Source organism: Neobacillus sp. PS3-34 (assembly GCF_030915465.1).
Taxonomy (GTDB): Bacteria; Bacillota; Bacilli; order Bacillales; family Cytobacillaceae; genus Neobacillus_A.
Window position 1 is genome coordinate 2,879,542 of the sequence record NZ_CP133267.1, and the last position, 26,928, is coordinate 2,906,469.

The 26,928-nt window shown below is 39.9% G+C and carries 24 protein-coding genes and 2 pseudogenes; 16 read left to right on the forward strand and 10 right to left on the reverse strand.

The genetic code is table 11. The features are described from left to right. Nucleotides 1-79: 79 nt before the first annotated feature. The 13 genes and pseudogenes from RCG23_RS14810 to hpf all read left to right on the forward strand — a co-directional run bounded on the left by RCG23_RS14810 (nucleotide 80) and on the right by hpf (nucleotide 13,577). On the forward strand, nucleotides 80-517 hold the full coding sequence (locus RCG23_RS14810) for a YaaR family protein (protein ID WP_308176346.1): 438 nt from the start codon (nucleotides 80-82) through the stop codon (nucleotides 515-517). A 616-nt stretch (nucleotides 518-1,133) separates the two neighbouring features. Then, nucleotides 1,134-1,505 carry a flagellar protein FlaG gene (gene flaG, locus RCG23_RS14815; RefSeq protein ID WP_308176347.1) on the forward strand — a complete coding sequence of 124 codons (372 nt, stop codon included), beginning with the start codon at nucleotides 1,134-1,136 and terminating at the stop codon, nucleotides 1,503-1,505. Between the two features lie 12 nt (nucleotides 1,506-1,517). Further along, nucleotides 1,518-3,389 carry a flagellar filament capping protein FliD gene (gene fliD / locus RCG23_RS14820; RefSeq protein ID WP_308176348.1) on the forward strand — a complete coding sequence of 624 codons (1,872 nt, stop codon included), beginning with the start codon at nucleotides 1,518-1,520 and terminating at the stop codon, nucleotides 3,387-3,389. Nucleotides 3,390-3,409: 20 nt separating this feature from the next. Beyond that, nucleotides 3,410-3,811 (forward strand): flagellar export chaperone FliS, encoded by a 402-nt coding sequence (gene fliS, locus RCG23_RS14825; protein ID WP_308176349.1) that lies wholly within the window; start codon nucleotides 3,410-3,412, stop codon nucleotides 3,809-3,811. Beyond that, entirely contained in the window at nucleotides 3,811-4,158 is a 348-nt protein-coding gene (locus tag RCG23_RS14830; RefSeq protein WP_308176350.1) for a flagellar protein FliT, read from the forward strand. The genes fliS and RCG23_RS14830 overlap by 1 nt, the downstream gene beginning before the upstream one ends. Nucleotides 4,159-4,765: 607 nt before the next feature. Further along, a complete protein-coding gene (locus tag RCG23_RS14835) occupies nucleotides 4,766-6,040 on the forward strand; it encodes an S-layer homology domain-containing protein (RefSeq protein ID WP_308176351.1) in 1,275 nt (424 codons plus the stop codon). Nucleotides 6,041-6,070: 30 nt separating this feature from the next. Further along, a complete protein-coding gene (locus RCG23_RS14840) occupies nucleotides 6,071-7,702 on the forward strand; it encodes an ABC transporter substrate-binding protein (RefSeq protein ID WP_308176352.1) in 1,632 nt (543 codons plus the stop codon). Nucleotides 7,703-7,883: 181 nt separating this feature from the next. Then, nucleotides 7,884-8,846 (forward strand): annotated as a pseudogene (locus tag RCG23_RS14845) (ABC transporter permease). A 14-nt stretch (nucleotides 8,847-8,860) separates the two neighbouring features. After that, the gene (gene opp4C / locus RCG23_RS14850) at nucleotides 8,861-9,781 is read left to right on the forward strand and encodes an oligopeptide ABC transporter permease (protein ID WP_308176353.1); all 921 of its coding nucleotides are present in this window, start codon (nucleotides 8,861-8,863) and stop codon (nucleotides 9,779-9,781) included. Between the two features lie 12 nt (nucleotides 9,782-9,793). Continuing rightward, on the forward strand, nucleotides 9,794-10,795 hold the full coding sequence (locus tag RCG23_RS14855) for an ABC transporter ATP-binding protein (RefSeq protein WP_308176354.1): 1,002 nt from the start codon (nucleotides 9,794-9,796) through the stop codon (nucleotides 10,793-10,795). A 2-nt stretch (nucleotides 10,796-10,797) separates the two neighbouring features. Then, the gene (locus RCG23_RS14860) at nucleotides 10,798-11,826 is read left to right on the forward strand and encodes an ABC transporter ATP-binding protein (RefSeq protein ID WP_308176355.1); all 1,029 of its coding nucleotides are present in this window, start codon (nucleotides 10,798-10,800) and stop codon (nucleotides 11,824-11,826) included. A gap of 81 nt (nucleotides 11,827-11,907) precedes the next feature. Beyond that, nucleotides 11,908-12,615: a response regulator transcription factor gene (locus RCG23_RS14865; RefSeq protein WP_308176356.1), complete on the forward strand. Its 708-nt coding sequence runs from the start codon at nucleotides 11,908-11,910 to the stop codon at nucleotides 12,613-12,615. A 407-nt stretch (nucleotides 12,616-13,022) separates the two neighbouring features. Then, nucleotides 13,023-13,577 (forward strand): ribosome hibernation-promoting factor, HPF/YfiA family, encoded by a 555-nt coding sequence (gene hpf, locus RCG23_RS14870; protein ID WP_308176357.1) that lies wholly within the window; start codon nucleotides 13,023-13,025, stop codon nucleotides 13,575-13,577. A 367-nt stretch (nucleotides 13,578-13,944) separates the two neighbouring features. Here the strand turns inward: hpf and RCG23_RS14875 are convergent, their stop codons facing one another. After that, nucleotides 13,945-15,396, reverse strand: coding sequence for an ArnT family glycosyltransferase (locus tag RCG23_RS14875; protein ID WP_308176358.1), 1,452 nt, complete (start codon nucleotides 15,394-15,396; stop codon nucleotides 13,945-13,947). Nucleotides 15,397-15,721: 325 nt separating this feature from the next. On the opposite strand from RCG23_RS14875, the pseudogene RCG23_RS14880 reads away from it, so the two are divergent. The 3 genes and pseudogenes from RCG23_RS14880 (at nucleotide 15,722) to RCG23_RS14890 (ending at nucleotide 18,395) form a co-directional block, all read left to right on the forward strand. After that, nucleotides 15,722-16,689, forward strand: a pseudogene (locus RCG23_RS14880) (glycosyltransferase family 2 protein). Then, nucleotides 16,676-17,086: a GtrA family protein gene (locus RCG23_RS14885; protein WP_308176359.1), complete on the forward strand. Its 411-nt coding sequence runs from the start codon at nucleotides 16,676-16,678 to the stop codon at nucleotides 17,084-17,086. The pseudogene RCG23_RS14880 and the gene RCG23_RS14885 overlap by 14 nt, the downstream one beginning before the upstream one ends. Before the next feature lie 193 nt (nucleotides 17,087-17,279). Beyond that, the gene (locus tag RCG23_RS14890; RefSeq protein ID WP_308176360.1) at nucleotides 17,280-18,395 is read left to right on the forward strand and encodes a YecA family protein; all 1,116 of its coding nucleotides are present in this window, start codon (nucleotides 17,280-17,282) and stop codon (nucleotides 18,393-18,395) included. 32 nt (nucleotides 18,396-18,427) lie between these two features. Here the strand turns inward: RCG23_RS14890 and RCG23_RS14895 are convergent, their stop codons facing one another. The 9 genes from RCG23_RS14895 to RCG23_RS14935 all read right to left on the reverse strand — a co-directional run bounded on the left by RCG23_RS14895 (nucleotide 18,428) and on the right by RCG23_RS14935 (nucleotide 26,900). Further along, the gene (locus tag RCG23_RS14895) at nucleotides 18,428-20,359 is read right to left on the reverse strand and encodes a multiheme c-type cytochrome (protein WP_308176361.1); all 1,932 of its coding nucleotides are present in this window, start codon (nucleotides 20,357-20,359) and stop codon (nucleotides 18,428-18,430) included. Between the two features lie 259 nt (nucleotides 20,360-20,618). Beyond that, complete coding sequence (locus RCG23_RS14900; protein ID WP_308176362.1) at nucleotides 20,619-22,526, reverse strand: cytochrome c3 family protein; 1,908 nt, start codon at nucleotides 22,524-22,526, stop codon at nucleotides 20,619-20,621. A 93-nt stretch (nucleotides 22,527-22,619) separates the two neighbouring features. Then, the gene (locus RCG23_RS14905; protein ID WP_308176363.1) at nucleotides 22,620-23,588 is read right to left on the reverse strand and encodes a 6-bladed beta-propeller; all 969 of its coding nucleotides are present in this window, start codon (nucleotides 23,586-23,588) and stop codon (nucleotides 22,620-22,622) included. An 18-nt stretch (nucleotides 23,589-23,606) separates the two neighbouring features. Then, complete coding sequence (locus RCG23_RS14910; protein WP_308176364.1) at nucleotides 23,607-23,813, reverse strand: tetratricopeptide repeat protein; 207 nt, start codon at nucleotides 23,811-23,813, stop codon at nucleotides 23,607-23,609. A gap of 26 nt (nucleotides 23,814-23,839) precedes the next feature. Beyond that, nucleotides 23,840-24,310 (reverse strand): tetratricopeptide repeat protein, encoded by a 471-nt coding sequence (locus RCG23_RS14915; protein ID WP_308176365.1) that lies wholly within the window; start codon nucleotides 24,308-24,310, stop codon nucleotides 23,840-23,842. A gap of 30 nt (nucleotides 24,311-24,340) precedes the next feature. Beyond that, a complete protein-coding gene (locus tag RCG23_RS14920) occupies nucleotides 24,341-25,252 on the reverse strand; it encodes a NapC/NirT family cytochrome c (RefSeq protein ID WP_308176366.1) in 912 nt (303 codons plus the stop codon). Continuing rightward, nucleotides 25,222-25,500: a NapC/NirT family cytochrome c gene (locus RCG23_RS14925; RefSeq protein ID WP_308176367.1), complete on the reverse strand. Its 279-nt coding sequence runs from the start codon at nucleotides 25,498-25,500 to the stop codon at nucleotides 25,222-25,224. Before RCG23_RS14925 ends, RCG23_RS14920 begins: the two co-directional genes overlap by 31 nt. Before the next feature lie 31 nt (nucleotides 25,501-25,531). After that, complete coding sequence (locus RCG23_RS14930) at nucleotides 25,532-26,089, reverse strand: hypothetical protein (protein ID WP_308176368.1); 558 nt, start codon at nucleotides 26,087-26,089, stop codon at nucleotides 25,532-25,534. After that, nucleotides 26,076-26,900 (reverse strand): cytochrome c3 family protein, encoded by an 825-nt coding sequence (locus tag RCG23_RS14935; RefSeq protein ID WP_308176369.1) that lies wholly within the window; start codon nucleotides 26,898-26,900, stop codon nucleotides 26,076-26,078. Before RCG23_RS14935 ends, RCG23_RS14930 begins: the two co-directional genes overlap by 14 nt. Nucleotides 26,901-26,928 lie beyond the last annotated feature (28 nt).

Sequence of the window (26,928 nt, forward strand, 5' to 3'; positions counted from 1 at the left end):
TCAAAATTGTAAGTAGAAAAGGACTCATAAAAAGCATTATAATAGTTTTAAAGAGTAAACGAGGAAAAGGTGTGAAGTAATGGAAGTACAACGCGTTAACAAAACATCAGCAGCTAAGGTAGCTTTTAAAGAGGAAACAGCGAAGGATTCCATTTCTTTCAATTCAATTATGGATACGAAGCGCACCGATGTTACCTTTGAGCGTCTTAATAAAAAAATGCAGGAAATTGAAAGTGTCGGCGAAAAGCTGGCAGACTCAAGAACGGTAGATAACCTGCGCAAATATAAAAAGCTGGTTAAAGATTTCATGGATGACGCGGTTAAAAATGGCCTCGAGCTTAAGGAACAGCGCGGCTTCAGTCATCGCGGATCCTCAAAAATATATAAACTGGTTAAAGAAGTCGACAAAAAGCTGATCGATTTAACCAATGCGGTGTTGGATAAAGAACACAAAGGCCTCGATCTTCTCGGTATGGTCGGGGAAATTAAAGGAATGCTGATAAATATTTATACGTAATGAAGACCACAGTTGATTGCTGTGGTTTTTTATATGGGGATTTCTGTGGAGAGAGGTAAGGTGAAGATGGATTGGGGGATATGAACATGTTGCAGGTCGGTATTTTAATAAAAGTGGTCTGTAAATGGAGGTCACTGGTTGGTATTTTAACGAATCCGGTCGGTAAACCGAAAAGTCCCTTTTTAAAATACCTAGCCAGCGTCAGCCTGGCTTTTAAATGGAACCTGAGAAGCAAATACGGGTATTTTTGAAGAATTGACGGGTAAGTATTCGAATCAGACGGGTAAATTGGCCGGAACGACGGGTAAAATCATAAATTTGACGGGTAAATCGGAAATTCTCTCTTTAAAATACCGGATGCAGGCTATCGTCTAGCTTTTTAAGTAGGATCCGTGTAACAAAAACGGGTATTTTTATAAAATTGAATGATAACAGGTACGGAACGAGGGGTGGACTACCAAATTTAGCGGCTAACCGAAAGCCACTTCTCTAAAATACCTAATCCAGGCAGCCGCCTGGATTTTTATTTACTAACAAAATCCCACTCTATTAAAACTAAAGTTTTACCAAACCAAACCGATATTATAATAGAGATATCTAACAAGGGGAGATTAGGATGATCGAACGCCTTACAGCGACGAACGTCCCCACACAACCAAGAACAGCAGATAATGAAGGGGTAAAATTACAACAGAACAAAGAGGAAAAGATACCTTCGCCACAATCATTTGATAATAAGGTTCCACACGAAAATGATGAGAAAAAGAAAGAAAAAGTAGAAGAGGTTGTGAAGGGGTTAAATGAATTTTTGAACCCTGCTCATACTTCTATTAAATTTAAATTTCATGAAAAGCTGAATGAGTATTACGTAACCGTTGTGGATGACAATACAAATGAAGTAATTAAGGAAATCCCGTCAAAAAAATTATTGGATACGTATGCGATGATGGCAGAGCATCTTGGCCTGCTCGTAGATAAAAAGATTTAAGGGGTGAAGTAGATGACGACTATGCGCATAAGCGGCATTGCCAGCGGCATGGACATCGATAAAATGGTCGGCGACCTGATGAAGGCAGAACGAATGCCTCTGGATAAGCTAAAGCAGAAAAAGCAGGTTCTCGAATGGCAGCGTGATGACTACCGTTCAATGAATACGCTTCTACTAAACTTCAGAACTGAATTAACCGGCATGAAAATGACCACGAGGTACCGTGCGAGAACCACCGCTTCTACAAATGAAGCGCAGGTTACTGCTACGGCAAGCAGCGCGGCTTCACAGGGGTCTTATTCCGTTTCAAATGTGACACAGCTTGCAACTGCCGCCACTTTGAAAAATGGTGGGCCGATATCTGCCGATCCAACCAAAAAGGTCGATCTTAATAGCCAGTTATTTGGAAATGAAGCTGCCTTTAATAGTACCAGTTTAAACTTTGGTTGGAAGTCAGGAACAGCCTTTTCTCAATCAATCACTGCATCAGCAACAACTGCAGGAACACCGATTGCCCTGCCAACTCCATTAGATGGCACCTTGGATTTAGCATCAGTAACTGTAGCGGTTAATAATAAGAATTATGAAGTAGTAACAAGCTCAGCAACTGGATTAAAACCAAACCAGGTATACGTGAACAGTAGCGGGGCTATGACGTTTGGTGCAGATATCGCTGCAGGAAGTAAAATTCAAATGGATTATTTCACGAACAACGCAAGCACTGGGGCCGTGAATTATTCAACATTTTCAGTAGGTTCATATACCTCAACAGGATTTGTAAAACAAAATATTACTTTTAAGGGAACAGATACCCTGAGCCAGGTAATTTCAAAGGTGAATGCGTCAGACACTGGAGTAACCATGTTCTACGATTCTTTTTCCGATCAAATGACATTGACCCGGAAAGAAACCGGTAATTTTAATGGTAAGGATCCCGCTGCTGCAACAAACCCTATGACTTCTGCGGACTCAGAAATCCTTACAAGCGGCAGTTTTATAGATGATGTGCTAAAATTTAAAACCGTTAAGAACGGCGGGGCAGCAGTCGAATCAGGCGGCCAAGACGCGATGTTCACCGTAAATGGCCTTACTACACAGCGGCACACCAACACCTTCGACATGAACGGGGTCACGTTTACTCTAAAGCAAACATTTGCTGCTCCGGTCAATGTCACGATTAATAACGATACCAATTCTGTTTTCGACAATATCAAGGGCTTCATCGATAAGTACAATACATTAATCGATACGGTCCAGAAAAAGACGTCTGAGGATTATTTCCGTGATTATCCGCCCCTTACGGATGATCAGAAGCTGACGCTGTCCGATAAGCAGCAGGAGCAATGGGAAGCAAAGGCAAAGAGTGGGCTTATCCGCCAGGATCCGATTTTAAATGGGGTTCTTAATCAAATGCGGAGCAGCTTTTACGCCCCTGTAAATAATTCGCAGGTAAATGCGGCATACAATCAGCTTGCCAAAGTGGGCATTACCACTTCGGCGAATTATCTTGAAGGCGGTAAGCTTCAGATTGATGAAGCCAAACTGAAGGCGGCGATTCAGGCTGATCCAACGTCTGTGGAGAATTTGTTCCGTGGATCAGGTACAACGAGTTCAGACCAGGGCGTGATCCAGCGTCTTTATGATAATGTCACTGACACGATGGATAGCTTGAAACAAAAAGCAGGGAATACTTTTTCGACCAACAAACAATTTGCGATTGGCTTAAAGCTGGATTCCCTTGGAACCCAGATCACCAGCTTTGATGGCCGCATGAAGCAGGTTGAAGATCGATATTACCGCCAGTTCACTGCAATGGAACAAGCGATGCAAAAGGCTAATTCGCAAGCATCATATATGCAGCAGCATTTCGCCGGCGGCCAGTAATTTTTAAAGGAGTGTCATAAATGGCTGTTCAAAATCCCTATCAATCATACCAGCAAAACTCCGTTAACACGGCTTCGCCGGGTGAGCTAACGTTAATGCTCTATAACGGGTGCCTGAAGTTTATTCACATGGCGAAAGCAGGCATGGTTGAAAAGAATATCGAAGTGAAGAATACTAATATCCAAAAGGCGCAGAAAATTATCCAGGAGCTTATGGTTACGTTAAATATGGACCTTGAAGTTTCAAAAAACATGATGGCGCTTTATGACTATATCAATCGCAGACTGATTGAGGCCAATATCAAGAATGATAGTGCCATTCTGGATGAAGTGGAAGGCTATGTTACGGAATTCCGTGACACCTGGAAGCAGGTTATCCAGCTGAACCGCCAAAAGCAGTTTGCCCAGGGCGGCCAGGCATAGTGAGCAAGGTTAAAGAAATTTATGAGAGTACAATTAAGCTAATTGAGATTCTCGAAAGCGGGGATGAATTATCCCGTGATGAAAAAATTAGGGTAATAGAGGACTCATTAGAATTTCGTGAGAATTTAATGAGAGATTTACTGCCGCCATTTTCAGAAAAAGAGAATGAGCTTGGAGCACAGCTGATCGATTTGAATAAGGTGTTAACAGGTTTATTATCTGCTGAAAAGCTGCTGATTCAACGGGATATTAAATCCTTAAGTTTGAAAAAGGAATCCACCAACAAGTATGCGAACCCGTATCAAAGCCTCGCAACAGACGGGATGTTTTATGATAGGAAAAAATAATACTGCATTTTTGAAAACCGCCTTTTAAATTAGGCGGTTTTTTTCATTCCTTAAGTAATCTCTCCGGCAGCTATTCTTCTCCAAATCTTGCCAATTATTAAAGATTCTAAAGAGAAGCACTCTCTTTTGAGGAAACTATCCCATTCAATTTTTTACATAAACATAGAAGTAAAAGGAAAAAAGAACCATTATTTACAGGCTGAAAATAGCTTTCTTCTAACTTAAATAGAAAAGAGAACGATAGCTTTTCGTCTTTTATTATTCGGAATATTTCGAACGAATAAGACTGTCGTTAGAATTTATTTAACTTTTCTTTAAACTTTCGCAACATTCTAAAGGTTTATTTTTTAGAATATATCAATTAAACGCTATAACATTTCAGAAAATTCAAAAGAAATAGTCCTATTCTACTAATTTTTCGGAACCCGAAATGGTTTTCTATTTGTTATTTTTATGTTAATTTTCGGTTAAATTTTTCCTATGACTTTTGTGATATAAATGTATTTAGACATATCGTAATTTTCTAACATCTTTACAAGTTTTCAAAAAAGGGAGGTATCTTATTTTAGATCTTCGTTTTTAAAAATATTTTTAGGAGGCAAAATGGATGTATAACTGGCGTAAATTAGCAGTTTCAGGTGCTCTTGCAACAACTCTTACTTTTAGCAGTCTTTCGGTATTTGCAGCAAGCTTTGATGATGTATCAGGCTTGGACAGCGAGATCTCGATCACTAAACTAGTGTCTTTGGGATACATAGCTAATAAGGGTGCAAACTTCAACCCAGACAGCAATCTGACTCGTTTAGAGTTTGCTGAGATTGCATGCCGTATCACTACTATCGGGTCTTCTTCAGTATTAAAGATTAAAGATCTTGATACAAGCAAAGGCAAAAACAAGGCAGCAGTAAGAGCAGTACGCGGCGGTTTGCTGAGCCTAAACAAAAAGGGTGAATTCAAGCCTAAAGGTTCTGTTACATTTGCAGAATTATCAAAAGCGCTTGCTTTTGGATTAGGATTCAAAAAGACATGGTCTAACCGTCCGATTGACTATTTATACTATTTGGATCGTAAAGGTGTCCTTGATATCGATACAGACCTTGATGCAGCAGTAACAAGGGAAGATGTAGCCGTAGCGGTAGATAAATACCTTACAGCTAAACAAAGCTACACTACGATTACAGGTGTAGTTTCCGAGTTAACTTCAACTGGTCTTGTTGTGAAGAGCACAACTGGAGAAAATAACCTGAAGTATGCTGCAAATGCATCCATCTTCCAGGATGATCAGCAGACTGAAAAAGGTGCTGTAGGACCTGGTACTGCTGTATCAGTAACATTAAACAGCAAAGGCCAAGTGGCATACCTTTCTTCGACTTCATTAGAAGTGTTTGATGGTGCAATGGCATACGATGCAAGTGGAAAACTGCTTGTTAAAGGAAAAACTTTGTACAACACTCACTCTAACCTGGTTGTTACACCACTTCCAAGCAGTCCGGATGCAGATTTCACATTTAAAGAATTTGCTAACTACGGTCAAAATGGTGTGACTTTCGAAGGAACTGCATATTCCAATATGGCTACCGATGAAATCACAATGTTATCTCCTTATGTCACAAAAGTTACTGACAGACCGATCAGCTTAAATGGAACTTCTGTAACATTTGGCTTCAAGGCTGATTTCGATTTCAACGATTTGTCTATGCCGCTAAATGATGCTGCAGTAGTTCACCTGGTAGACGGAACTGCTACAAAGGATGTAAAACTTGCAGATATCGACGCTCTTCAAAAAGCAGGCAAAGTATTGACTGGAACTGCAATTGCTGGAGCAGACGGAACAATCACTGACTTAACTGTAAAAGCAGCAGATCCTGCACCTGCAGAATAAAAATTAAAATAAAAGGAGGAATTTTAAAAAATGACTAACTTCAAGAAAAAATTAGCAGCAACTTCATTGGCAGCCGTTATCGGTTTCGCAGGACTTCCATTCCTAACTGGGACTGCTGACGCAGCCCGCCCAGGCTTCGACTCTAAAAAAGTCGGCGGTAAAGTAGTATTAACAACCTTTGCCGATGCAGTTCGTTTGATTCCTTATACTACTTCTGACTCAGCATCAAGCCGTATCCAAGGCATGATTTTCGATGCTCTTTTAACAGTAGATATCAAAGGTAATCCGATTCCATCCCTTGCAACAAGCTATTCTTATGACAAATCAAAACTGACTTATACATTCAAGCTTCGTAAGGGTGTAAAGTTCCATGATGGAAAATTGATGACTGCGGATGACGTTGTATTCTCTTACCAGATGTACACAGATCCTAAGACAATCAACAGCTATGTAAAAGACTTTGAAACTATTAAACAAGTTAAAAAGGTTGATACTTACACAGTTCAAATCATCCTGAAAGAAAAGGATCCGCTAATCCTTACAAATACATTTGTAAATGCGGCAATCCTTCCGAAGCACCAATTCAAAAATGGTATTAAAGACTATAACACTAACAACTATATTCACCGCCACCCAATCGGAACAGGTGCATTCAAGTTCAAAGAGTGGAAATCTGATGAGCGTATTGTTGTAACTGCCAACAAGGATTACTGGGATGGCCGTCCATATATGGATCAGGTAATCACTGAAGTTCTTCCTGATGCAAACGTTGAAACAATCAACCTGTTAAAGGGTGACGTTGACTTTGTTGAAGCATTGAATCCACAAAGTTTATCCCAGGTTTCTAAAAACAAGAACCTGAAAATTCAGCCTTACAGCATCGGACGTTTTGACTACGTTGGATTCAACGAAAGCAAAGCTCCTTGGAACAATGAAAACTTCCGTAAAGGATTAGCATACGGTTTGGATCGTCAGTCCATGGTTTCCAAATTGTACTTAGGAAAAGCAACACTTGCGAGCGGTCCAATGCACCCGCTGATTCCGCAAAACAATCCATCAGTAAAGCCGCTTCCATTTGATCTTAAAAAGGCTGCTGAATATTTAGAAAAAGCTGGTTATCATAAAAAGGACGGCAAGCTAATCGGTCCAGACGGCAAGCAGTTAACACTTGAATTTGCCTATAACAATGGAAATACGATTCGCCAAAAAGCTGCCCTGCTTGCACAGCAAAACTGGGGTAAATTAGGCATTAAAGTAACACCAAGAAGCTATGAGTGGTCTATTTTCTTAGACAAGTACAAAGAAGGCAAGTTAGACTGCTTTATCTTAGGATGGAGCGGATATGACGCAAACGTTGAACACTCTGGATTCTTCCATTCAACTGCAATGCCGCCACAAGGAAATAACAATAACCGTATCAATGATCCACAAATTGATAAGTATCTTGATGACTACAAGTCTGAAGAAGACCGCAGCAAGCGTATCAAAATTTACCAAGCTATGCACAAATACATGGCTGACCATGAAACATTGATCTGGACATACCATCCAAAATCAAATGCCGGTATGGACAAAGATTTGAAGAACGTTAAGATTTCTATGTCAACAGCTTTCTTCAATCTTCAAGATTGGTACTGGGGAGTAGCTTCAAAGCGTAAATAATTAAAGGTTAGACTAGGCGGCCGTTTGCGACCAATGTCGCTGCGGCTGCTTATATGTTAAAAAACGAAAATTAGAGATAGTACTTTACTAGCACTAATAAAAATTGAGAAACCGGAAGAAATTTTTCCTTTTATGAAATAAATAATTCTTAGAGAACGCTCTTAGGAAAGTAGGGATACCTGTGCTGAAATATATTATTCGCAGAACTCTTCAATCAATTCCCTTATTATTCATCATATCTGTTATTACTTTCTTGCTTATGACCTTAGCTCCTGGCGACCCAACTGCGGTCTATCAAAACCCGGAAGGAAAGGTTCAAAACGTCGAAAATATCAAGAAACAGCTCGGTGTTGACCAGCCAATTTATGTCCAATATTACAAATGGGCCAAGCTGCTGATGCTGGACGGAAACCTCGGTTATTCCTTCCAGGATGGTCGGCCGGTAACAGAAAAAATAGTAGAAAGAATACCAGCAACATTGACTCTGATGGGGGTTGCTATTCTTATCTCCATTCTCATTGCGATTCCAATAGGTATTTATTCTGCTGTTAAGCAATATTCGATATTTGATTACATATTTACAGGCTATGCCTTCCTGGGGATAGCGGTTCCATCCTTTTTTATTGCCTTAATAGTCATACTTGTTTTCTCCTTGCATCTAAGCTGGTTCCCTGCTTCTGGAATGAGGAGCGCCGAATTCGATAATTTTAATCTTTGGGATCGTGTCCACCATTTAATTTTGCCAGCCTCGACACTTGCTTTTGGATTGATTGCTACAAAATCCCGTTTTGTGCGTTCAAGTATGCTTGAGGTAATCAAACAGGATTATGTTAGAACTGCACGGGCAAAGGCGTTTCAGAGGGAAAGGTTATTTTCAAGCATGCATTAAGAAATCGGCCTTATCCCGATCATTACCATTATCGCGAACCAACTGCCCAACCTGTTTAACGGTGCGTTATTCATCGAAACCATTTTTGCCTGGCCTGGAATGGGAAGACTCTCTGTCAGCGCCATTTTCATCCGTGATTACCAGGTCATCATGGGAACTACACTCATTGCAGCGGTCCTCGTCGTTATCGCCAATCTGCTGGCTGACATTTTATATGCTGTCGTCGATCCGCGCATTAAATATGGGAAGTCTTAAGGAGGAATAAAAAAATGGGTCTTCCAAATCCAGTTATCAATAATCAACAGAATGTGGAAATAAACAATCCGGAACAAGATTTGAAGTATGAAAGCAGGCTTGCTGTGACATGGAAGCGATTCAAAAAGAACAAATTGGCTGTTACGGGATTGTTCGTTTTTGGGATTATCGTCCTAATTGCCATTTTTGCACCTTGGATTTCACCGCATAAACCTGAGGTATCCGACATTTTAGATTCAAACCTGCCTCCGAGTAAAAAGTATCCATTCGGTACTGATTCCATGGGTGGAGATATTATGACGCGTGCTTTTTATGGTGCCAGGGTTTCATTAACAGTAGCGATGCTGACGATGATTTGTTCGGTAACCATCGGAGTAATCTATGGTTCAATTTCCGGCTTTTTTGGTGGATTCATTGACAATATCATGATGAGGATTGTTGATGCACTTCAATCCATTCCAACCTTCTTCTTATTATTGATTGTAGCATCTTTAATCGTTCCAACGATGTGGTCTACTATATTTGTTCTAAGTATCTTCGGCTGGACGAGTCTTGCCAGGATCGTCCGTGGGGAAATTTTATCGATCAAGAAAAGGGACTTTGTAGAAGCGGCAAAAGCGACTGGTGAAAAGAATAAAAATATTATTTTTTACCACGTCCTGCCGAATGCGATCGCTCCTATTATCGTTATTGCTACTCTTGACATTGCAGCGGTTATTCTGTCTGAAGCAGCATTAAGCTATCTTGGCCTTGGAATTCAGCCGCCTACACCGAGCTGGGGGAATATGCTGACAGGAGCACAGGATTTGTCAACTGTTCAATTTTATCCTTGGATCGCCATCTTCCCAGGATTGTTCATTATTATAACGGTTCTATCCGTAAACTTTATCGGTGATGGCCTGAGAGATGCTTTAGACCCTAGAATGAAGCAATAGGAGGTTCGTACAATGGTCACAACATCAGTTGAAAAAGACACTGTCGTTTCAGTAAAAGATTTAAAAACTTATTTTTACACAGAGGATGGCGTTGTACCTGCCATTGATGGAGTAAGCTTTCATGTTAAAAAGGGAGAGACTCTTGCGATTGTTGGAGAATCTGGAAGCGGTAAAAGTGTTACATCCCTTTCCATTATGAGGTTGATTCCTATGCCTCCAGGTAAAATTGTGGATGGAGATATTTTATTCCAAAATGAAAGCCTGTTGGCAAAGTCAGATAAGGAAATGCGCCAAATCCGAGGAAATAAGATTTCAATGATTTTCCAAGAGCCGATGACATCGCTTAACCCAGTCTATAAAGTAGGCGATCAAATATCTGAATCTATTATTCTTCATCAAAAAGTAAACAAAAAAGAAGCTATGGCTGAAGTGGTAAATCTTTTAAAATTGGTTGGAATTCCAGAACCGGAACGCCGCCTTAATCAATATCCGCATGAGTTGAGCGGTGGGATGAGACAGCGTGTCATGATTGCAATTGCTCTTGCATGCCGACCGGAGCTTTTGATTGCCGATGAGCCAACAACCGCTTTGGACGTAACGATTCAAAATCAAATTTTACAATTAATGAAGGATCTCAAAAATAAATCGAATATGTCCATTGTCCTGATCACTCATGATTTGGGAGTGGTTGCCGAAATGGCTGATCGTGTAGTTGTTATGTATGCCGGCCAGGTCGTCGAGCAAAATGATATTTTTTCCATTTTTGAGAATCCAAAGCATCCATATACAGAAGGCTTATTGCGCTCAATGCCTACAGTTGAAAAGAAAACGGAAAAGCTATATACCATTGAAGGAACGGTACCATCACCATTAGCCTATCCAACTGGATGCCGTTTTGCACCAAGATGTGAGTATGCGACAAGTCTTTGTCATCAGGAAATGCCAGAAATACAGAACCTTAGTGATGATGAGGTTGTACGTTGCTGGAAATACACAGATCGTTGGGAGGCATAAAGATGGTTAACGGGACTTCAGAACGCGTTTCTATAGAGAGTCAGACAATAAATGAAAATTCCGATGTACTATTAAAAGTTGATAACATTAAAATGCACTTTCCAGTAAGAGGGGGCTTCTTCGGCGGAGTCCAAGGACACGTTAAGGCCGTCGACGGTGTAAGCTTTGATATATTAAAAGGGGAAACGCTTGGATTAGTAGGAGAAAGCGGCTGTGGAAAGTCCACTACTGGAAGAGTTCTTCTCCGTTTATTGGAAGCAACAAGCGGTTCTGTTACATTTGAGGGGCAGGATATCTTTTCTCTCGATAATAACGATGTGAGAAAGCTAAGACGGGACATGCAGCTTATTTTCCAGGATCCATATTCGTCGTTGAACCCGCGTTTAAGCGTCGGTGAGACGATTTCCAGGGTACTGAAAATCCATGGAATGTCTTCAGCAGCAGAACGTGAAGAACGCATTAAAGAGCTGCTTGAGCTTGTTGGTTTACGCTCATTCCATATGAGACGCTACCCGCATGAGTTCAGCGGCGGCCAAAGGCAGCGTATTGGAATTGCCCGTGCCCTTGCTTTAAATCCAAAATTGATTGTTCTTGACGAGCCTGTATCGGCTCTAGATGTTTCCATCCAATCGCAGGTCGTAAACCTTTTGGAAGAGCTTCAGGAACGTTTAGGATTAACCTATTTATTCGTTTCCCACGGATTAAATGTTGTCCGCCATATAAGCGACCGTGTTGGAGTTATGTACTTAGGGAAAATGGTAGAGCTTGCTGAATCGGATACTCTTTTTGAAGATCCTAAGCATCCTTATACCCAGGCCTTGATTTCTGCTAATCCAATAGCAAATCCAAGACTGAGAGACAAGCCGAAAATTATTCTGGAAGGCGATGTGCCAAGCCCAATCAACCCGCCGTCAGGCTGCTATTTCCATACGCGATGCCCTTATGCGCAAGCGAAGTGCAGAGAGGAAGCACCTGAATTCGTGGATGCTGGAAATAACCATTTTGTTGCTTGCCATTATCCACTATCTTAAAAATATTTTTCCAAAATTCAATTATTATGGTATGATTTAGGGAAGGCAAAATCGGCCTTTTGCATTGTATGGGGGAGTACTATGGGAAAAAAACTATTAATACTAGAAGAAGATTCCCAATATAGCAATAAAATATCTCAGTATTTTGAGAGTCTTTTCGAGGTTAACTCGTTTAGTAATGGTTTACAAGGATTAATTACTGCTATTGAATGGAAACCCAACATAGTCCTGATTAATCATTCCTTATTAAATGTTAACAGCTTGGAGTTATGCCGGCAGATGCGGCAAAAACTGAGCTCGATTATAATAATAATTGGAAAACCTCTAAACGATGATGCCATTATTCAATATTACGAAGCAGGGGCGGATGATGTCATCACCCATCCGATCACCTTTCCAGTCTTACTATGTAAGATAAAGGTCCTGCTTGAACATACATCATCCAAGAAGGTCACGGAAGAAGACCGAATTCAATACGGGCTGTTAACGATGAATAAAGTAACGTTTAAAGTCCATTATGACAAAAGAGTATTAAATTTTACCAAAAAGGAGTTCTCTATCCTTTGGACCCTGGTAAAGAAACAGGACGAGGTTGTCACCCGGGAAGAGCTGCTGAGAGTTGTTTGGAGCTACGAGCATCTGGACGATGATAGAATGATTGATACACATTTGAACCGTATTCGAAAGAAATTAAAGGAATACAATATTCATATTTCTATTAAAACGGTTTGGGGAATCGGTTATAAGCTGCAGGTAGAAGAGGGTCAGCCAATCGAACAAATTAAATAACAACAAAGACCCTGCCGTAGCAGGGTTTTTCTTTGTCGTCTAGGAAATTATAAAATTAAATGATGTGGATACTTCTACAAGTTGTATTAATCTAGCTCCAGCACCCAGCCCCTCGGGGTCATAAGCCAAATCACTCCAGAAATCAGGATTTCCTGCTTGATTCGTCTTATGCCTGTCGGGGCTAACCAGGGCGCTTGAGCCTTTTGTTCTTAATGGGTGACAGGCACCATCCATTTTTATGGAAATTATATCCGGTTATGAATCTATTTTATCCCCTCCAAACATTGTCACTATTCATCTGTTGTTTTTGTCAACAAATCGACAAAATTAGTGTTCTGTTTTAGCAGGAATAACATAGGGTAAGATAGAAATGTAATTACATAGTCTTATCAAAAGGAGGAGTTTACATGAATTACAACATTCGTGGAGAAAACATTGAGGTAACTCCAGCAATCAGAGAGTATGTTGAAAAGAAAATCTCCAAATTAGAGCGCTATTTTACCGAAACACCTGAGGCAAACGTAAATGTAAATTTAAAATTTTTCCAGGATAAAACATCCAAAGTAGAAGTGACGATTCCAATGCCGCACCTGGTATTACGTGCAGAGGAAACGAATGTGGATATGTACGCTGCGATCGATTTGATTACAGATAAGCTTGAGCGCCAAATCCGCAAACACAAAACAAAGGTGAACCGCAAGTTCCGTGAAAAAGAAAACTTTACGGCAATGTTCTCTACCTTCGAAAACGCAGATGCACCTGCATTTGAAGAGGAAGAAGAGGAACTGGAAGTAGTCCGTACAAAGCGTTTCGACCTGAAGCCGATGGACAGTGAAGAAGCCATCCTTCAGATGAACATGCTTGGGCACAACTTCTACGTGTTCACTAACGCCGAGTCAAACCGCACAAACGTCGTTTACAAGCGTACAGACGGCCGCTACGGCTTGATTGAAGCACAATAATACTAGTAATAGCAAAATGCAGCCCGGGAAACCAGGGCTGCATTTTTAAGCTAATCAGAATTTATATCAATAAATTCCGAATGCATAAGAAAAACTAAGTCATCTGCTTAAAGGCTTGATGCCAAGTATTTCTAATCGTTCGGAACCTCCGAAAACCAGCAATACCAAGGCTTCAACCTAATTTAATCAAACGTTTGATTAATAAATCTAAAATGCTCCAATCTGAAGCATGAAAGGCTGCCTTATGAAAGGGAGTAGCCTTGATGTTTCTGATGGTCAGACTTCTATGAAATCCAGTCGTACCAAGGCTTAACCCCAATTTAATCAAACGTTTGATTAATAAATGTTTTCATCAAAAAGGTGATGATTAGGACGGTGCCGGCACCTTTTTTTGGAAAAAGGCATTTTTATAGAATGTATAGATGGTGAATATCCCGTAGCTTTGCAGAATCATGAAGCTTGGAATAATAAAGTACCTGTACCTCGTTTGGATTTCGATTAATAGGTGAATGCTCATGTAGCCGATGATTAAAAGAAATATCAGGCAAACGTGAACATTTACTTTTCTTTCCAACGTCAGTTTAAGCATTGAGACGGCTACTAAAAACGCCATCGAAAGGTACATAAATCGTTCATACATATTCAAGGTTTCCATCAGGTCAGAATAGTCATGGACCTTTGAGCGCAATCCCCAGATCAATGATCCGTCGTCCATGGTCGCCCACATATACAGGAATTTTTCCTGGAAAAGATCCCACAAGGCCTCTTTGTCCTCAATCCGTTCCTGAATCAGCTGCTTTGATGCATCATCCCGTTCTTTTCCAAGAGGGAATTTGGATAGATATTTGGCATCTTCATCAGAAAAAACGCCCGTTGTATCGTGATTTAGGCCGGTCACAAACTTCCATAAAGGCTCCCTGTTCCCCAAGGGATATTGTGTAACCCCTGAGGATATAAACGAGCTGCTTACAAGTGCATGAAATAAATAGTAGACAGCAATAAGACCTGCCAGTTTTCCTAAAAGAATAAAGCCTCTTTTATTTACATTGTTGAAAAAATAAGCGATTACTACATATAAGCCCACTGCAAGCAGGATGAGGCTGCCTAAAGGCCTGATGATATCTCCGGCAGACAATAAGATGCCGATTAAAATCCACATATACTTACTCGATTCAAATCGGGTAATCAGTAAATAGAAGGATAGATAGAACAGGAAAGCGGCCAGGTGCTGATTCGTCAAAACGGACGCCAGGGCAATGTTAGGAATGAATAAGGCATATAAAATACTGCCAATGCGACCGCAAAATTCGTTAAATAGCCTGGTGGCTATTAGATAAATCATAATTACGGTGCCAGTGCTAAAAAGAATATTAAAAAGTTTTAACGTATAAGTGCCTTCGCCAAAAAGGTGCAGTATGAATGCCTGGTACATCGTAAATCCTAATTGATAAGCCCATCTGTTAAAATAAATCCCCTCGGATGTAAATCCAAAGTCGCCCTTTGCCGCTCTCACAGCGCTTTTATACATAATTTCGAAGTCGGAAACATTTAACGTATGAATGTTATTTATCCAGATCAGCCTTAAAATTACCGATAATAAAAGCAGAAGTACGAGGAAAACCTTTTTAGGAAGCTTTACCAGCAAAGCTGCCACGACAATGGTGACGACCAAGATAAGTAGGGCTGAATAATAGGTTGTTCCTGACTTATAGTTATCAGCAACGGCACCAAAACTCGCAATTAATATAATGATAAAAGCAGCCGTTACCAATACGGATAAAAACTTGGTTGATATAAATTGTAAGTTTATTTCTCTCATTTTCTTCACCTTATAATTTGGGAATTTTCAGGATTATAAGCCATTACTATGATATATATAGCAATGCTATTCATTCTACCCCTTATTTTATAAAAAAGACAACAGTCATTAGACAGGATTATGACATGCCATTTAACCTCTATATTCCCAAGTAAGACATGGTATATAACCTACCGCACGATAATTTGCTTTATCCAGGCAATTCAATCGCAAATCAATTGAAATAGAAAATTATCATGATAAAATGTAAAACCATAGAGCATCACGTAATTTGATCTATAATTTTTTGCTAAAAATAGATATTGACCATGTAAGGAGCAGTGCAATGAAGGAAATTACCATTTTAATCCCCGCCTATAACGAGGAAGAGGTTTTGTATCCTTTATATGAGCGATTAAATGCAGTGACAAGCCAGCTTGCCGAGTATTCATTTGAATTTTTATTTGTAAACGATGGCAGCAGGGACAATACGTTGAATTTAATAAAGCAATTAAGGCAAACCGATTCCCGTATCTCTTATGTGGACCTTTCACGGAACTTCGGCAAGGAAACAGCGATGATTGCCGGTCTGGATCACGCAAATGGTGATGCGGTCATTATTATCGATGCAGACCTTCAGGACCCGCCGGAGCTGATTCCTGAAATGATCAGGTACTGGGAAGAAGGCTATGATGATGTTTTTGCCAAAAGAAAATCACGAACAGGTGAGTCGTGGCTAAAAAAATGGACATCGGCCGATTTTACCGGCTGCTGAAAAAGACCACAAAAATCCCGATCCAGGAGGATACCGGGGATTTTCGATTATTGGATAGAAGATTTGTAGAGGCTCTTAAACAAATAAGGGAATCTCAAAGATACACAAAGGGAATGTTCAGCTGGATTGGGTACAATAAAAAAGAAATATTGTTCGACCGGGATCCGAGAGCAGCCGGTGAAACAAAGTGGAATTACCTAAAGCTATTTGAATTGGCGATAGAGGGCATCACGTCCTTCACAACCTTCCCATTAAGGCTCTCATCCTTTTTGGGCGTCATTATCTCTGTTTTATCCTTTATATACATGGTTTGGATCATTGCCAAAACGCTTATATACGGAGATCCGGTAACAGGTTACCCTTCCATGATGACAGTCATCCTATTTATGGGCGGCATTCAGCTGCTGTCACTGGGCGTCATCGGCGAATACCTTGGCAGAGTGTTCAATGAAACGAAGAATCGGCCTTTATATTTTGTTGATGAATACAATGGACAAAAAGTAACGAATCGGGAGTCATACCAAAATGGGAAAATATAAAGAAATATTTTCGTACCTGGTTTTTGGCGGTTTAACTACATTAATCAATATCGTCACTTATTATGTTTGTGCGGATGTATTCCATATTGACTATAAAATCTCCACCACTATCGCCTGGATCATCTCAGTCCTGTTTGCTTATGTAACGAATAAATTATTTGTTTTTAACAGCCGGGTGAGAGACGTAAACGCAATAATGAAGGAATTTTTCTCATTTTTCTTTTTTAGAATCCTGTCTTACTTCCTGGATTTATTGACGATGATATTATTGGTTGAGGTACTGGCATGGAATGACATGGGCGCGAAAATCATTGCCAATGTATTGGTTGTTATTTTTAACTATGCTGCCAGCAAGCTGTTTATTTTTAAAAAAGAGAGAATATCGGCAGAGAAATAAATTAATCAAACGTTTGATTAAGAAAAATTTTCACATTCATTAAGATAGATGGCAATCAGCCTGGGAGTAATTCCCGGCTGTTTTTCTTTTTAGAAAAAGCGTCAAAAATGTTAGTATTAAAGAATTAGACCGAAAACGAGAAAAATATTGGGGTTCGGCAGAATGCCATTTTTTTAGATTGCGAGGAATAAAAATGAGTGAAAAAATAAGCAGAAATGAACCGTGTCCGTGCGGGAGCGGGAAGAAATATAAAAAGTGCTGTGGCGCTAAAGAGGTTGTATCCATTTCTGAAGTGATTGACCGTGAAATATCATTACTTCAGAAGAATATCATCGATTATGCACCTTATCATTTTGAGGATGAAATTGTTGAAAGCTTTGAACAGCTTGTGGAGATCATTCCACATGCTGAAGAGGAAGAGTTAGAGCTTTATGAGCAGGTTCATGCCATCTGGTTTAGTCTTTTCCATTCACTGGAGGATGGGGAAACCATTCTGGAAAAATTCATTGCTTCAGAAGGAAAAAAAATCAACCGTCATAAAGTAAGAGAAATATTGCATTCGTGGACTGAATCGAGAGCAATTGTCGGAACCATACTTGAAGCGGATGAGGATAAACTGATATTTGAAGATAGATTTAGTGGCCAAAAAGGTGAAGCCGTTTTGGTGAATGGAAGTCATGATGAAAAAAGCGGAAATTTTTTCATTGGGATCTTACTGCCGTACAATGAGAAATTTGTCTTTTACCCCATTCCGTTTGAATTGCCAGATCTGGAGCCTGAAGTGGCTTATGAGTTTATTGAAGATAAAGCATTGCAATTAGGCTATAGCGATCCAGAGGAGATGTTGAAGGATTTCTTTATGGAAATTATGACAGATCTTCCGAGTGTTGATTTTGAATTGGAGCCCGATGACTTAGAGTGGGACAAGTCAGACTATCAAGAGGCTGCGGAAATTTTTAAAAGAAATATGGAGGAAAGCGGCGAAGAGACCACCTTCGCTGACTTGGGTATTCTGCTTTGGTATCAATTCTGTGAGCGAAAGCCAAAAGCTATCCAAAAGCCTGCGACGTATGCTGCCGCAATCCATTATCTGATTGGATCTTTCATGTCTCTTAATAAAAGGTATACGCAAAAAGACTTAGCAGCGATATACGATGTTTCGGCAGGAAGTATTTCATCCAAATACCAGGAATTGAAACATGTACTGAATGATGAAATAGAACGTATCTATAAAGAACGTACAGCTGAATTGGCTGCTTTAAATAAAGCCTTAACAGAAGAAAACGAAGAACTTAGAAGAGGGAAATAAAAAATCGAGAGGGGGAAGCCTCTCGATTTTTATTATGGAGCGGAACGGTCAACGCCGGTTTTTGGTGCGTGGGCGGCTTCCAAAAAGGCTTTGTCAATTGATTCCGGTTTAGCAGGGTCGAAGCTTGCTGAGTGGCAGGTCGAGCAAGCCTGCTGTCCTTTTGGTTTGGCAGGGTCATGGCCTTCTGATACGGTCTGATCGAGTTTTCCGATCCTGCCGTAAATAGTGGTTGAACCATTATGGCATTTAGTACAGAATTGGCGTTCAGAGGAAGCGGTCCAATCTTTTCCTGACATCGTAAATTTATTACTAGTCTCAGCATTACCGAGCTGGTTTCTTAAGAGCTTTATATTGTCTGATCCATGTGTATCATGGCACTCTGCACAAGGGATTGGTCCATTTAAAGGACTGCCGTCATCCTGCGTTTGTTTTCCTTCCGGCAGTGTGAAATTATGGCCTGAGCTGGAATCAGCATAATAGGTTTCAATATCAGCCATTGTTGGGTCAATTGTTTTTTTGGCAGCGTTGTGGCAACGCAGGCACAATGAGTAATCTGAAACAGTTTGGACGGTTCGGTCAGGGTTCTTATCCAATACTTTCGCAGTAATCGTGCCTTCAGCGGTAAATGACTTATTGTATTTTAGTACTTCATAAATACCTGGATACTTATTTTGATCATAGATCGAAGTATCACCATGGCAGGTATCACATGATGTTTCTGCACTATCAACCACAAGGGAAGTTAATCCATTACTATTTCTGTCTTCATCTTTATGGGTATAAACGTAATGATCTTTTAATATGTTTTGATTTTGCTCCGACCATTCCAGATGTGGATTGTGGCAACTTGTACAGGACTCAGCTTGTTTCAAATTATTAGTTCCAGTCTGAGAATATTCAGCAGGATTATTATGATGATAAGCTTTCTCCATCTGATTAATTATCGGTGCGTTCAATGTTCCGTCATGGCATGCCATACAATAGTTTTGAGATGGATCTGCTTTAAGCTTATCGTTGAAAGTAACTTGGTAGGAGCCGCCTTCAAGGGAATTATTCATCCCGAGATGTGTACTGTGGCAGGCAGCACACATATTGGTATTTAATGCATAATGGCCATGAGGATTTTCAGTTTCATCCAAGTCACTCTTGGTAGTGAACTTGAAAAATTTAGTATTGATCGGATTATCCAAGTCATCCATTATTGCAGAGTCAACATAAACTAAATAGGTTGTGTTTAATGCTAATGGACTGGTGGGAGTAAAAGTAATTTCATACGTATATTTTTCTGATTGATTGCTGTTTTTTGTTATGCTAGAGGACCCAATTATAGAGGTAGTGCCAGCTGTGACCTTTATTGGATTATAAGGAACTCCAGTCGATTCAATCTTACTCACGAACTGGTTCATTGGGTTGTCGTCAATAATTGTTATTTTAATTTTCGCATCCTGAGGTACTCTTGTTAAATCCTCACCAATTCTCTCTTTGCCATCTTGAATGATTCCTGCAGAAGAAATAAAAGGCCTGTTTGAAACAGTAAATGAAATAGAGGCAGTGGCTGTTATTGGTTCGGGTAAATCAGATTTTTCTTTGATTTCTACCGAAAAATTATGAGATCCTTCTTTAAGAGATTTAGTAAAAGTCCATGTTTTACTTGTTTCGTTGTTACCGAAAATCCATTCAGCAGGTGTATTATCAGAATTTGAAATTTCTACTCCTTGATCATATGCGGTAAATAATAGTTCAGACATTTGTTGGACATTATCATCCGTATAGGTACCTGAAATAACAACTTTTCCTGTATTGATCATTGCGTCAGCTGCAGGGGAACTAATCGTAATAGCAGGCGGATCGCCAGCTGCAGAAAATGCTACATTCATGGGCGAAATGAATAGTGAGGAAGATATTAAAATAAATGCTAATAAACTAAATAAAAATGCATTTTTAATCCTTGTAGTTATTTTCATTTCATGTCATCTCTTTTTCCTGTTAATTTATGTGAGTAAATAGAATTTGTTATTTATATATAGGGATTATATGTATATTATAGCAGTGGAAATGGGAGGAAGTTGGGGCGGAAATGGAGCGATTCTTTGACAAATTTGTGTCCTTGTATAATAATAAAAACAAGGCAGCAATATCACTATTACTGCCTTGCCAATGACAATTAAATTTCATTTTTCTTAAAGCTAACAAGTAGTGGCGCTATTTGTTGGCTTTTTATTGTTATTGACCTCTTACTGCTCCGGGTTGCCCACTTAAAGGACGATCAACGTTATTTGGATTACTTAAGAATTGTGCTCCTTGGCCGTGACAAGCGTAACATACAGCCATTCCTGTATAACGTTTAAGAGCGGAAGATGGGTTTGGATCTTTCAAATAATCAATTGCTAATTGAGCGTTTCCAGTAACAGATGCGTCAAACTTTGCACCAGCTTCTGTTAAATCATAATAAGTTTCATCGTTTGCAGTTTTCATGATTTGAGCTTCAGAACCGTGACCGAAGTGGCAGCGTACACAAGTTAGTTCATCTGCACCTGTTTTGTGGCGGTGTGCAGTAGTATATACACCTGTATTATCTTTACGTGTTGTAGATAGATAGTCAGTATGACAAGCAGAGCAATATTTACTCATTTGAGTACCGCTATCTGGGATGAAAGCGATGTGTTTTACAGTTTTATCAGCATTATAGATAGTATTACCTTCATCGTCAAAAGTTAGATCAGTAGCTTTAGCATCGAACAATGTTCTCATATTTTCTGTTGTTTCAACATCTACACCGATAGAGATAGTTGCTGTTGTTACATTTGCAACCTGAGTACCATAAGCAAAGCCATCGCGCCATACAACGATCATTCCAGTTGCTCTTGTGATATCAGCATCTGTAGAGTCTTTAAGGATAGTATCAGCTTTATATGGATATCCTTTTTCTTGAAGCCATAGAGAATAATCTGCAACGTACTTTGAGTTATTCCATCTGTAAGTTTGAATAACATCCACAGGACCAGTTACTGTTCCCATCGCACGTTTGTAGAAGAAGTTTGCATCTACAGCAGCTTGATTTGCTAAAGTAGATTTTACAAGAATGTATGGTGTACTAAAAGTAGTAGGAACGCTTGTTTGAATAGTAAGATCTTTGAATAATTTACCGTTTGCATCATCTTTAGTGGCAGTGACAGTTGTATCTACATTATTTACTTTAACTGTATAAGTTGTTCCTTCTGCACGATATTGTACTGAACCCCAACCTAGTGGATCCAAGTTCAAGTTGTTTTCCCCAGAAGCTCCAGCAGAACCGTTACCATGTGGAGCGTGGCAACTAGCGCAATCAAATTCTTGAGTAAACTGACCTGAAGTAGCTCCAAAATTACCACCAGGAGCAGCGCTAACTTTCAAAGAGCCATCTGCTTCGTGAAGGGAACCATTGTGATTGGAAGCTTGAACATTGAAAGTACCCGCAATACTATGAGCATTTTCTTCAGAGACTGGTGCAAAAGAGTTATAAGCCCCTGTTGTGCCATCGTGGCATGCAGAACATGTGCTGTATACTCCGTCTTTGAATAACAAGTTATCGTCAGCACCTGTATGTGTTTGGTGGCAGCTTGCGCAAGAGTTGGTATTATTTTGATAGAAACCGTGAACTTTTTGTCCAGTTCTATTTTTTCTAGTGTTATTAAAGCCTGTGGAGTTGGCGTTTTTATATCCAGATCCATCTAAATCTACATGGGAATCAGGAGTTTGATACATATTGGTATTGTGAGCATCTTGAACTAATGCAGTAGAAGACGAAAGCTTTGTTGCATGTGTTGTATCATCAGTGTGATAAAGTACTACTGTGTAAGTTTTACCAGGTGTAAGAACACCGGCAGCATAATTAACTTTCCCCTTTTTAGTAGCATCAAGAGTAGCCTGTGTGGTGCTTATAATTGTTGTTCCATCTAGTAATACTAAATCAAATGATCTACCAGTAATGTCAGCAGCATCAGTTGAGTTACCAGTAAACGGAACATCAAGTCCTAAGCCGTTTTGCGCTGGCTTTAACCCATACGGATCTTTCGCAAATGCAGCGGTGCTCAGGATTCCCACTAATAGAAATGCTATTATTAGTGAGAAGCTAAATTTCACCTTACTCATTTCAAAAACCTCCCTGTTTGTTTCTCTCTTTTTTAAAACCTATAAAGCTTTTATCTTCTTTTTTTGCATCACCACCTTTAATAATCTAAAAATTTAGTAGTAAAAGGCAATCCGCTGATTAACGGTATCGGTGATGAATACTTCACCTTTGTCATCCACAAATAAACCGTTTGGAAGATAGAATTGTTCTTTATCGCTGCCTAAACCGCCAAATTGGAATACTTGTTTTCCATCCTTATCAAATCCATAAACAAAGTGGGTCATGTTATCTACCATTAAAAGGGTACCGTTTGGTTCAACCCCGATTCCTCTTGGATTAACAAACTTAGAATCTCCTTTTCCATCAGTTGAACCATTTATGATACGTATGAATTTTCCGTTCTTATCATAGACAACAAGGCGCTGGTTCCCAGTATCAGAAACATAGATGTTTTTTTCTTCATCAATCGTCACGGCGTTTGGAGCGTTCAATGTGTCATCTTTCGCTGATGCAGTTGATATTTCAAGCAGTTTTTTACCTTTTAAATCGTATTTAATAACTTTACCTAGCTGGATGTCTGTAACATAAAGGTTGTTATTGAAAATGCGCAATCCGCCAGGGGATTTTAGAAAGTCGGCTTTTTTGCTTTCATCTGTGAAATATTTAATGAACTTTCCTTTAGCTGTGAAAATGGATATCTTAGCATTGTATAAATCCGCTACATAAACATTACCTTCCTTATCCCCATCAATTCCATAAGGAAACTGGAATTCTCCTTCACCTGTACCTTGTTTACCAAATTTAAAGATAGACGTACCGGATGAATCAAAGACTTGAACCTGTTTATGGTTCGTATCCGTAACATAAACATACTGGCCAACTTTTGCGACATCCATTGGTTTATCGAGAGGGGCACTCATATCACCTTGAATAAAGTAACTTAATGTAGGGGACCCACCTTTAATAGGGCTTGCCACTTTGATCACATCATCTTGAAGATGGAAATAATAAATGACAGTGAATAGCACAGCAGAAAGTCCAACAATCGTCCCCATCAGTAAATAAAGGGTTCTTTTCTTCATGGATTCCATCTCCTTTTCTTAATTATTCTTGGAGTTCAATCGATCCAAAGCTTTCAAAGCCGGTTTAAAGGTGGGATCGTATGAAAGAGTTTCTTTATAGATTTTTTCAGCTTCTTTCTTCTTGCCTTGAGCTTCTGCAACCACCCCTACCTCATAAATAATATCCGTGTTGCCTGGCTTTAAGCGTGCAGCTTCCTCCAAAGATTTTGTAGCATCTTTATACATCTTTAATTTCCTGTAGCTTTTGCCTTTTAATAAATGGCCTTATAATCCCTGGGTGAAATCTTTGCTGCTTTAACAGCCATTTGCAGGGCATCGTCATTTCGTTTTTCCTTATCGTAAGCAATACTCAAGTTCAAATAGGCATCAAAATAATTTTTATCCAAGATCTTTGCAGTCTCATATTCTTTAATTGCACTGTCGGTATCACCCTTCAAGAAATACGTATAACCAAGCTGTACTCTTAATTGTGGATCATTTGGCTTTTGGTCTACTTCAGCTTGATAATATTTCAGTTGTTTTGAAATTTGATCGGCATTTGTATTCCAAAGATACTTTTCGCTGATATAGTAACCAGAAGAGAGACAAATAGCTAAGGTGGCAGTAAGGATAATAAGCGATTGCCACCAGGAGATACGGTCCTTTTTCACTTTTTTTATCTTTACTGGCTTTTCAGCAATCGTTGAAGGCTCCTGGGCATTTGGTTGAACTTGGCTTTCCATAAAAGCCCTCCTCATCATATTATTTGAGCTTTATTGTTTATGGCAGGATGTACATTTTGGTTTGTAATGACAGGTGTAACACATTTCAACAGGCTTTTGTCCTGCAGGCAATGCAATCGGGTGTGTGGCCCTAAAGTTCTTTTCTGCATGGCTGGCAGGGTGGCAGCCGCTGCAGGTGATGTTTGTTATTTTGTTAAAGCCTGTTTTTTGGTAATCGTGGCATGTTAAGCATTTTTCGGTGCTATGTTTTGCGATAGGGCCATCGCCACTTACAAAACTTTTCCCATGGCTTGGTGGCCGCTGTGTATGGCATTTTTTGCAGAAGCTATTTTCTTTTGCATACTCCTGTGCGGAGTGTGATTTATCCTTTATCGTTCCATTTGCTAAAAATTGCTGGGAAGCCGGAACTTCCTCCATACCCTTAATTTCTGTTTCTGACATGTATTGATGGCAGCTATGACACTGTTTAACGTCCTTCTTTGCAGATTTACCGTGAGTTTGAAATTTAAAGTTTTCTTTTTTATGCGATTTAGGTTCCATGCCTGTTGTATGGCATGTTTTACAAGCGGTAGAAACATCACGTGCTTCATGGCATTCAATGCATGTTTCCATTTTGGGGCTTGTAAACTTTACGTCACTCATCAGGGACTTACCAAGGGTGTCATCCCATTTATCATAATCGGATTTAAAGGTTACCTTACGTTCTGCGATTTTTCCGTGAGCAACCCCGCTGTGGCACTGTATACACTTGATATCCTTCGCTAAGTGCTTATTATGCGGGATGATCAGATCTCCGGATGGTGTTACTTCTCTGGTTCCTATATTGTGACATCTTTCACAAGCGGAGTTTGGAATGTTCTTTGGCATTTGGATTGGTGCTGTATATCTATTTGTTTCTTTTTTGAAAAATTCTACGAATCCATTGGCTTTGTCCTTTGCCAAATTTTTGGCCCTGGTTCGATATGGCAGCTTACACAATCGACTTCGCTGTGTGTGGAGGCTTTCCACGTGTAGTACTCCGGTTTCATCTCATGGCAGGATGAGCAAAACTTTGAATTCGATGTTGTTTCCAGCCCTATGAATCCAACAGAAGTGAGGAGGGCCAGAAACAACACTGCTAAGGTCATGAATTTAATCAATTTATAGCGGTAGCGGGGAGGGGACGGCAGCGTATTTTGATCCTCTTCCATGAAAATGTCCCTCCTTTATAAGAAACTTTAACTATTTTTTATCGCTTTTAAATCCGGTCCTATGGCAGTACTGGCAGTAAACATCGGTAGGTGCTTTTATACCAGTTGAGTTTGGCACTGGTTTTTCACGGTCATGGCAGACGAAGCATTGTGCTTTTGCAGCATTGGTTTTCGCGTGCTTAGAGTGAGCTGTTAACCATTGGTCACTGTCCAAATGGCCTGGTGGACGTTTGCTGTGACAGGCACTGCAGAATTTATTGATTCGTGATTGATCTTTTACAACCGTTATATTTGGAATGTATTTCACTTTTTTAGTTCCCATTTTCAAAAGTGAGATGATATCTTCTTTTGGAATTTCTCTGATCCATTTTGAATCCTGGTGACAGTTAACGCATTTATTTAAGCTTTTAACAGCCGTTCCGCCGTGATTATGATCCCAATCCTGAGTTTTATGTGACTTTGGAACTTTGACTTTTTTGTGACATGTTTCACATTTCATTGAAATTTTAACATCTGTTTTCTGCTTTCCAATCGCCTGCAGGATGATGTCCTGTGTCTTTTTATCATGTTCGGCCTTAATTGCTTCCACCTACAGTTTCAGCTGCGGGTTCTGTTGTAGCTGTTTCAGCTGTGCCATTGACCTTTTTGTCGACCTCTTCCGGATTAGGAGGCACGTTGTAAGCTACATCCTTCCAAGGCTTTTCGCCCTTGTTTACTTTATCGTGGCAGTCAATACAGGTTCCCATATTTGGCCTTAGGTATTTCTCTTCCGCAAGTTTTTCTGCGTTTTTCTTTGTCCACTCGCCACGTGCTTCCTCGATATTGATACCGCGCGAAGCGATTTTTGCGTGTACAACTCCTTCATGGCAAGTAATACAAGGAATATCCTTTTCGATATGCCCTTTATGATTTACCTTTAAGTCTCCCGAAGCAGTAACCAAACGGTTTTTGGAGTGGCATTGCAGACAGTTTTCATTTGAAACGGCTTCTTCTTCCGTTTGAACGATCTGTTCAGGGACACCTGTGACGTGGTAATACACTTCCTTAAGCGATTTCACTTTGTGTGTCAGCATATTGGTGACCCCAGGCTTGATATGGCACTGTACGCAGCTGATCTGGTTGTGGGCGCTTGCTGTGTAGGTAGTATATTCAGGAGCCATCTCATGACAGCTGGAGCAAAATGTTGGCGAGTTTGTAAAGGAAAGAACTCCATATCCGCCGCCAAAAACAACGATGCTGCTAACGAGGGTGGCAAATAGTAATTTCCAACGGTTAACGGGGTTCTTCCAATCTATATTTCTGGCGGTTCGCCAGAGTCTGCGCAAAAGGCCGGGTTTCTTTTTAGTTTCTCGAGTCTCTGTATCTATCTCTTTAGTTTTCTTATTCCCCCAAAAGGCCACGATGCTCACCCTTTCTGTATTCGGATTC

Coding starts and splice junctions, on each gene's coding strand:
- RCG23_RS14810 (WP_308176346.1), top strand. CDS start 80: ATGGAAGTACAACGCGTTAACAAAACATCAGCAGCTAAGGTAGCTTTT.
- flaG (WP_308176347.1), top strand. CDS start 1,134: ATGATCGAACGCCTTACAGCGACGAACGTCCCCACACAACCAAGAACA.
- fliD (WP_308176348.1), top strand. CDS start 1,518: ATGACGACTATGCGCATAAGCGGCATTGCCAGCGGCATGGACATCGAT.
- fliS (WP_308176349.1), top strand. CDS start 3,410: ATGGCTGTTCAAAATCCCTATCAATCATACCAGCAAAACTCCGTTAAC.
- RCG23_RS14835 (WP_308176351.1), top strand. CDS start 4,766: ATGTATAACTGGCGTAAATTAGCAGTTTCAGGTGCTCTTGCAACAACT.
- RCG23_RS14840 (WP_308176352.1), top strand. CDS start 6,071: ATGACTAACTTCAAGAAAAAATTAGCAGCAACTTCATTGGCAGCCGTT.
- opp4C (WP_308176353.1), top strand. CDS start 8,861: ATGGGTCTTCCAAATCCAGTTATCAATAATCAACAGAATGTGGAAATA.
- RCG23_RS14855 (WP_308176354.1), top strand. CDS start 9,794: ATGGTCACAACATCAGTTGAAAAAGACACTGTCGTTTCAGTAAAAGAT.
- RCG23_RS14860 (WP_308176355.1), top strand. CDS start 10,798: ATGGTTAACGGGACTTCAGAACGCGTTTCTATAGAGAGTCAGACAATA.
- RCG23_RS14865 (WP_308176356.1), top strand. CDS start 11,908: ATGGGAAAAAAACTATTAATACTAGAAGAAGATTCCCAATATAGCAAT.
- hpf (WP_308176357.1), top strand. CDS start 13,023: ATGAATTACAACATTCGTGGAGAAAACATTGAGGTAACTCCAGCAATC.
- RCG23_RS14875 (WP_308176358.1), bottom strand. CDS start 15,396: ATGAGAGAAATAAACTTACAATTTATATCAACCAAGTTTTTATCCGTA.
- RCG23_RS14885 (WP_308176359.1), top strand. CDS start 16,676: ATGGGAAAATATAAAGAAATATTTTCGTACCTGGTTTTTGGCGGTTTA.
- RCG23_RS14890 (WP_308176360.1), top strand. CDS start 17,280: ATGAGTGAAAAAATAAGCAGAAATGAACCGTGTCCGTGCGGGAGCGGG.
- RCG23_RS14895 (WP_308176361.1), bottom strand. CDS start 20,359: ATGAAAATAACTACAAGGATTAAAAATGCATTTTTATTTAGTTTATTA.
- RCG23_RS14900 (WP_308176362.1), bottom strand. CDS start 22,526: ATGAGTAAGGTGAAATTTAGCTTCTCACTAATAATAGCATTTCTATTA.
- RCG23_RS14905 (WP_308176363.1), bottom strand. CDS start 23,588: ATGAAGAAAAGAACCCTTTATTTACTGATGGGGACGATTGTTGGACTT.
- RCG23_RS14910 (WP_308176364.1), bottom strand. CDS start 23,813: ATGTATAAAGATGCTACAAAATCTTTGGAGGAAGCTGCACGCTTAAAG.
- RCG23_RS14915 (WP_308176365.1), bottom strand. CDS start 24,310: ATGGAAAGCCAAGTTCAACCAAATGCCCAGGAGCCTTCAACGATTGCT.
- RCG23_RS14925 (WP_308176367.1), bottom strand. CDS start 25,500: ATGGAAGAGGATCAAAATACGCTGCCGTCCCCTCCCCGCTACCGCTAT.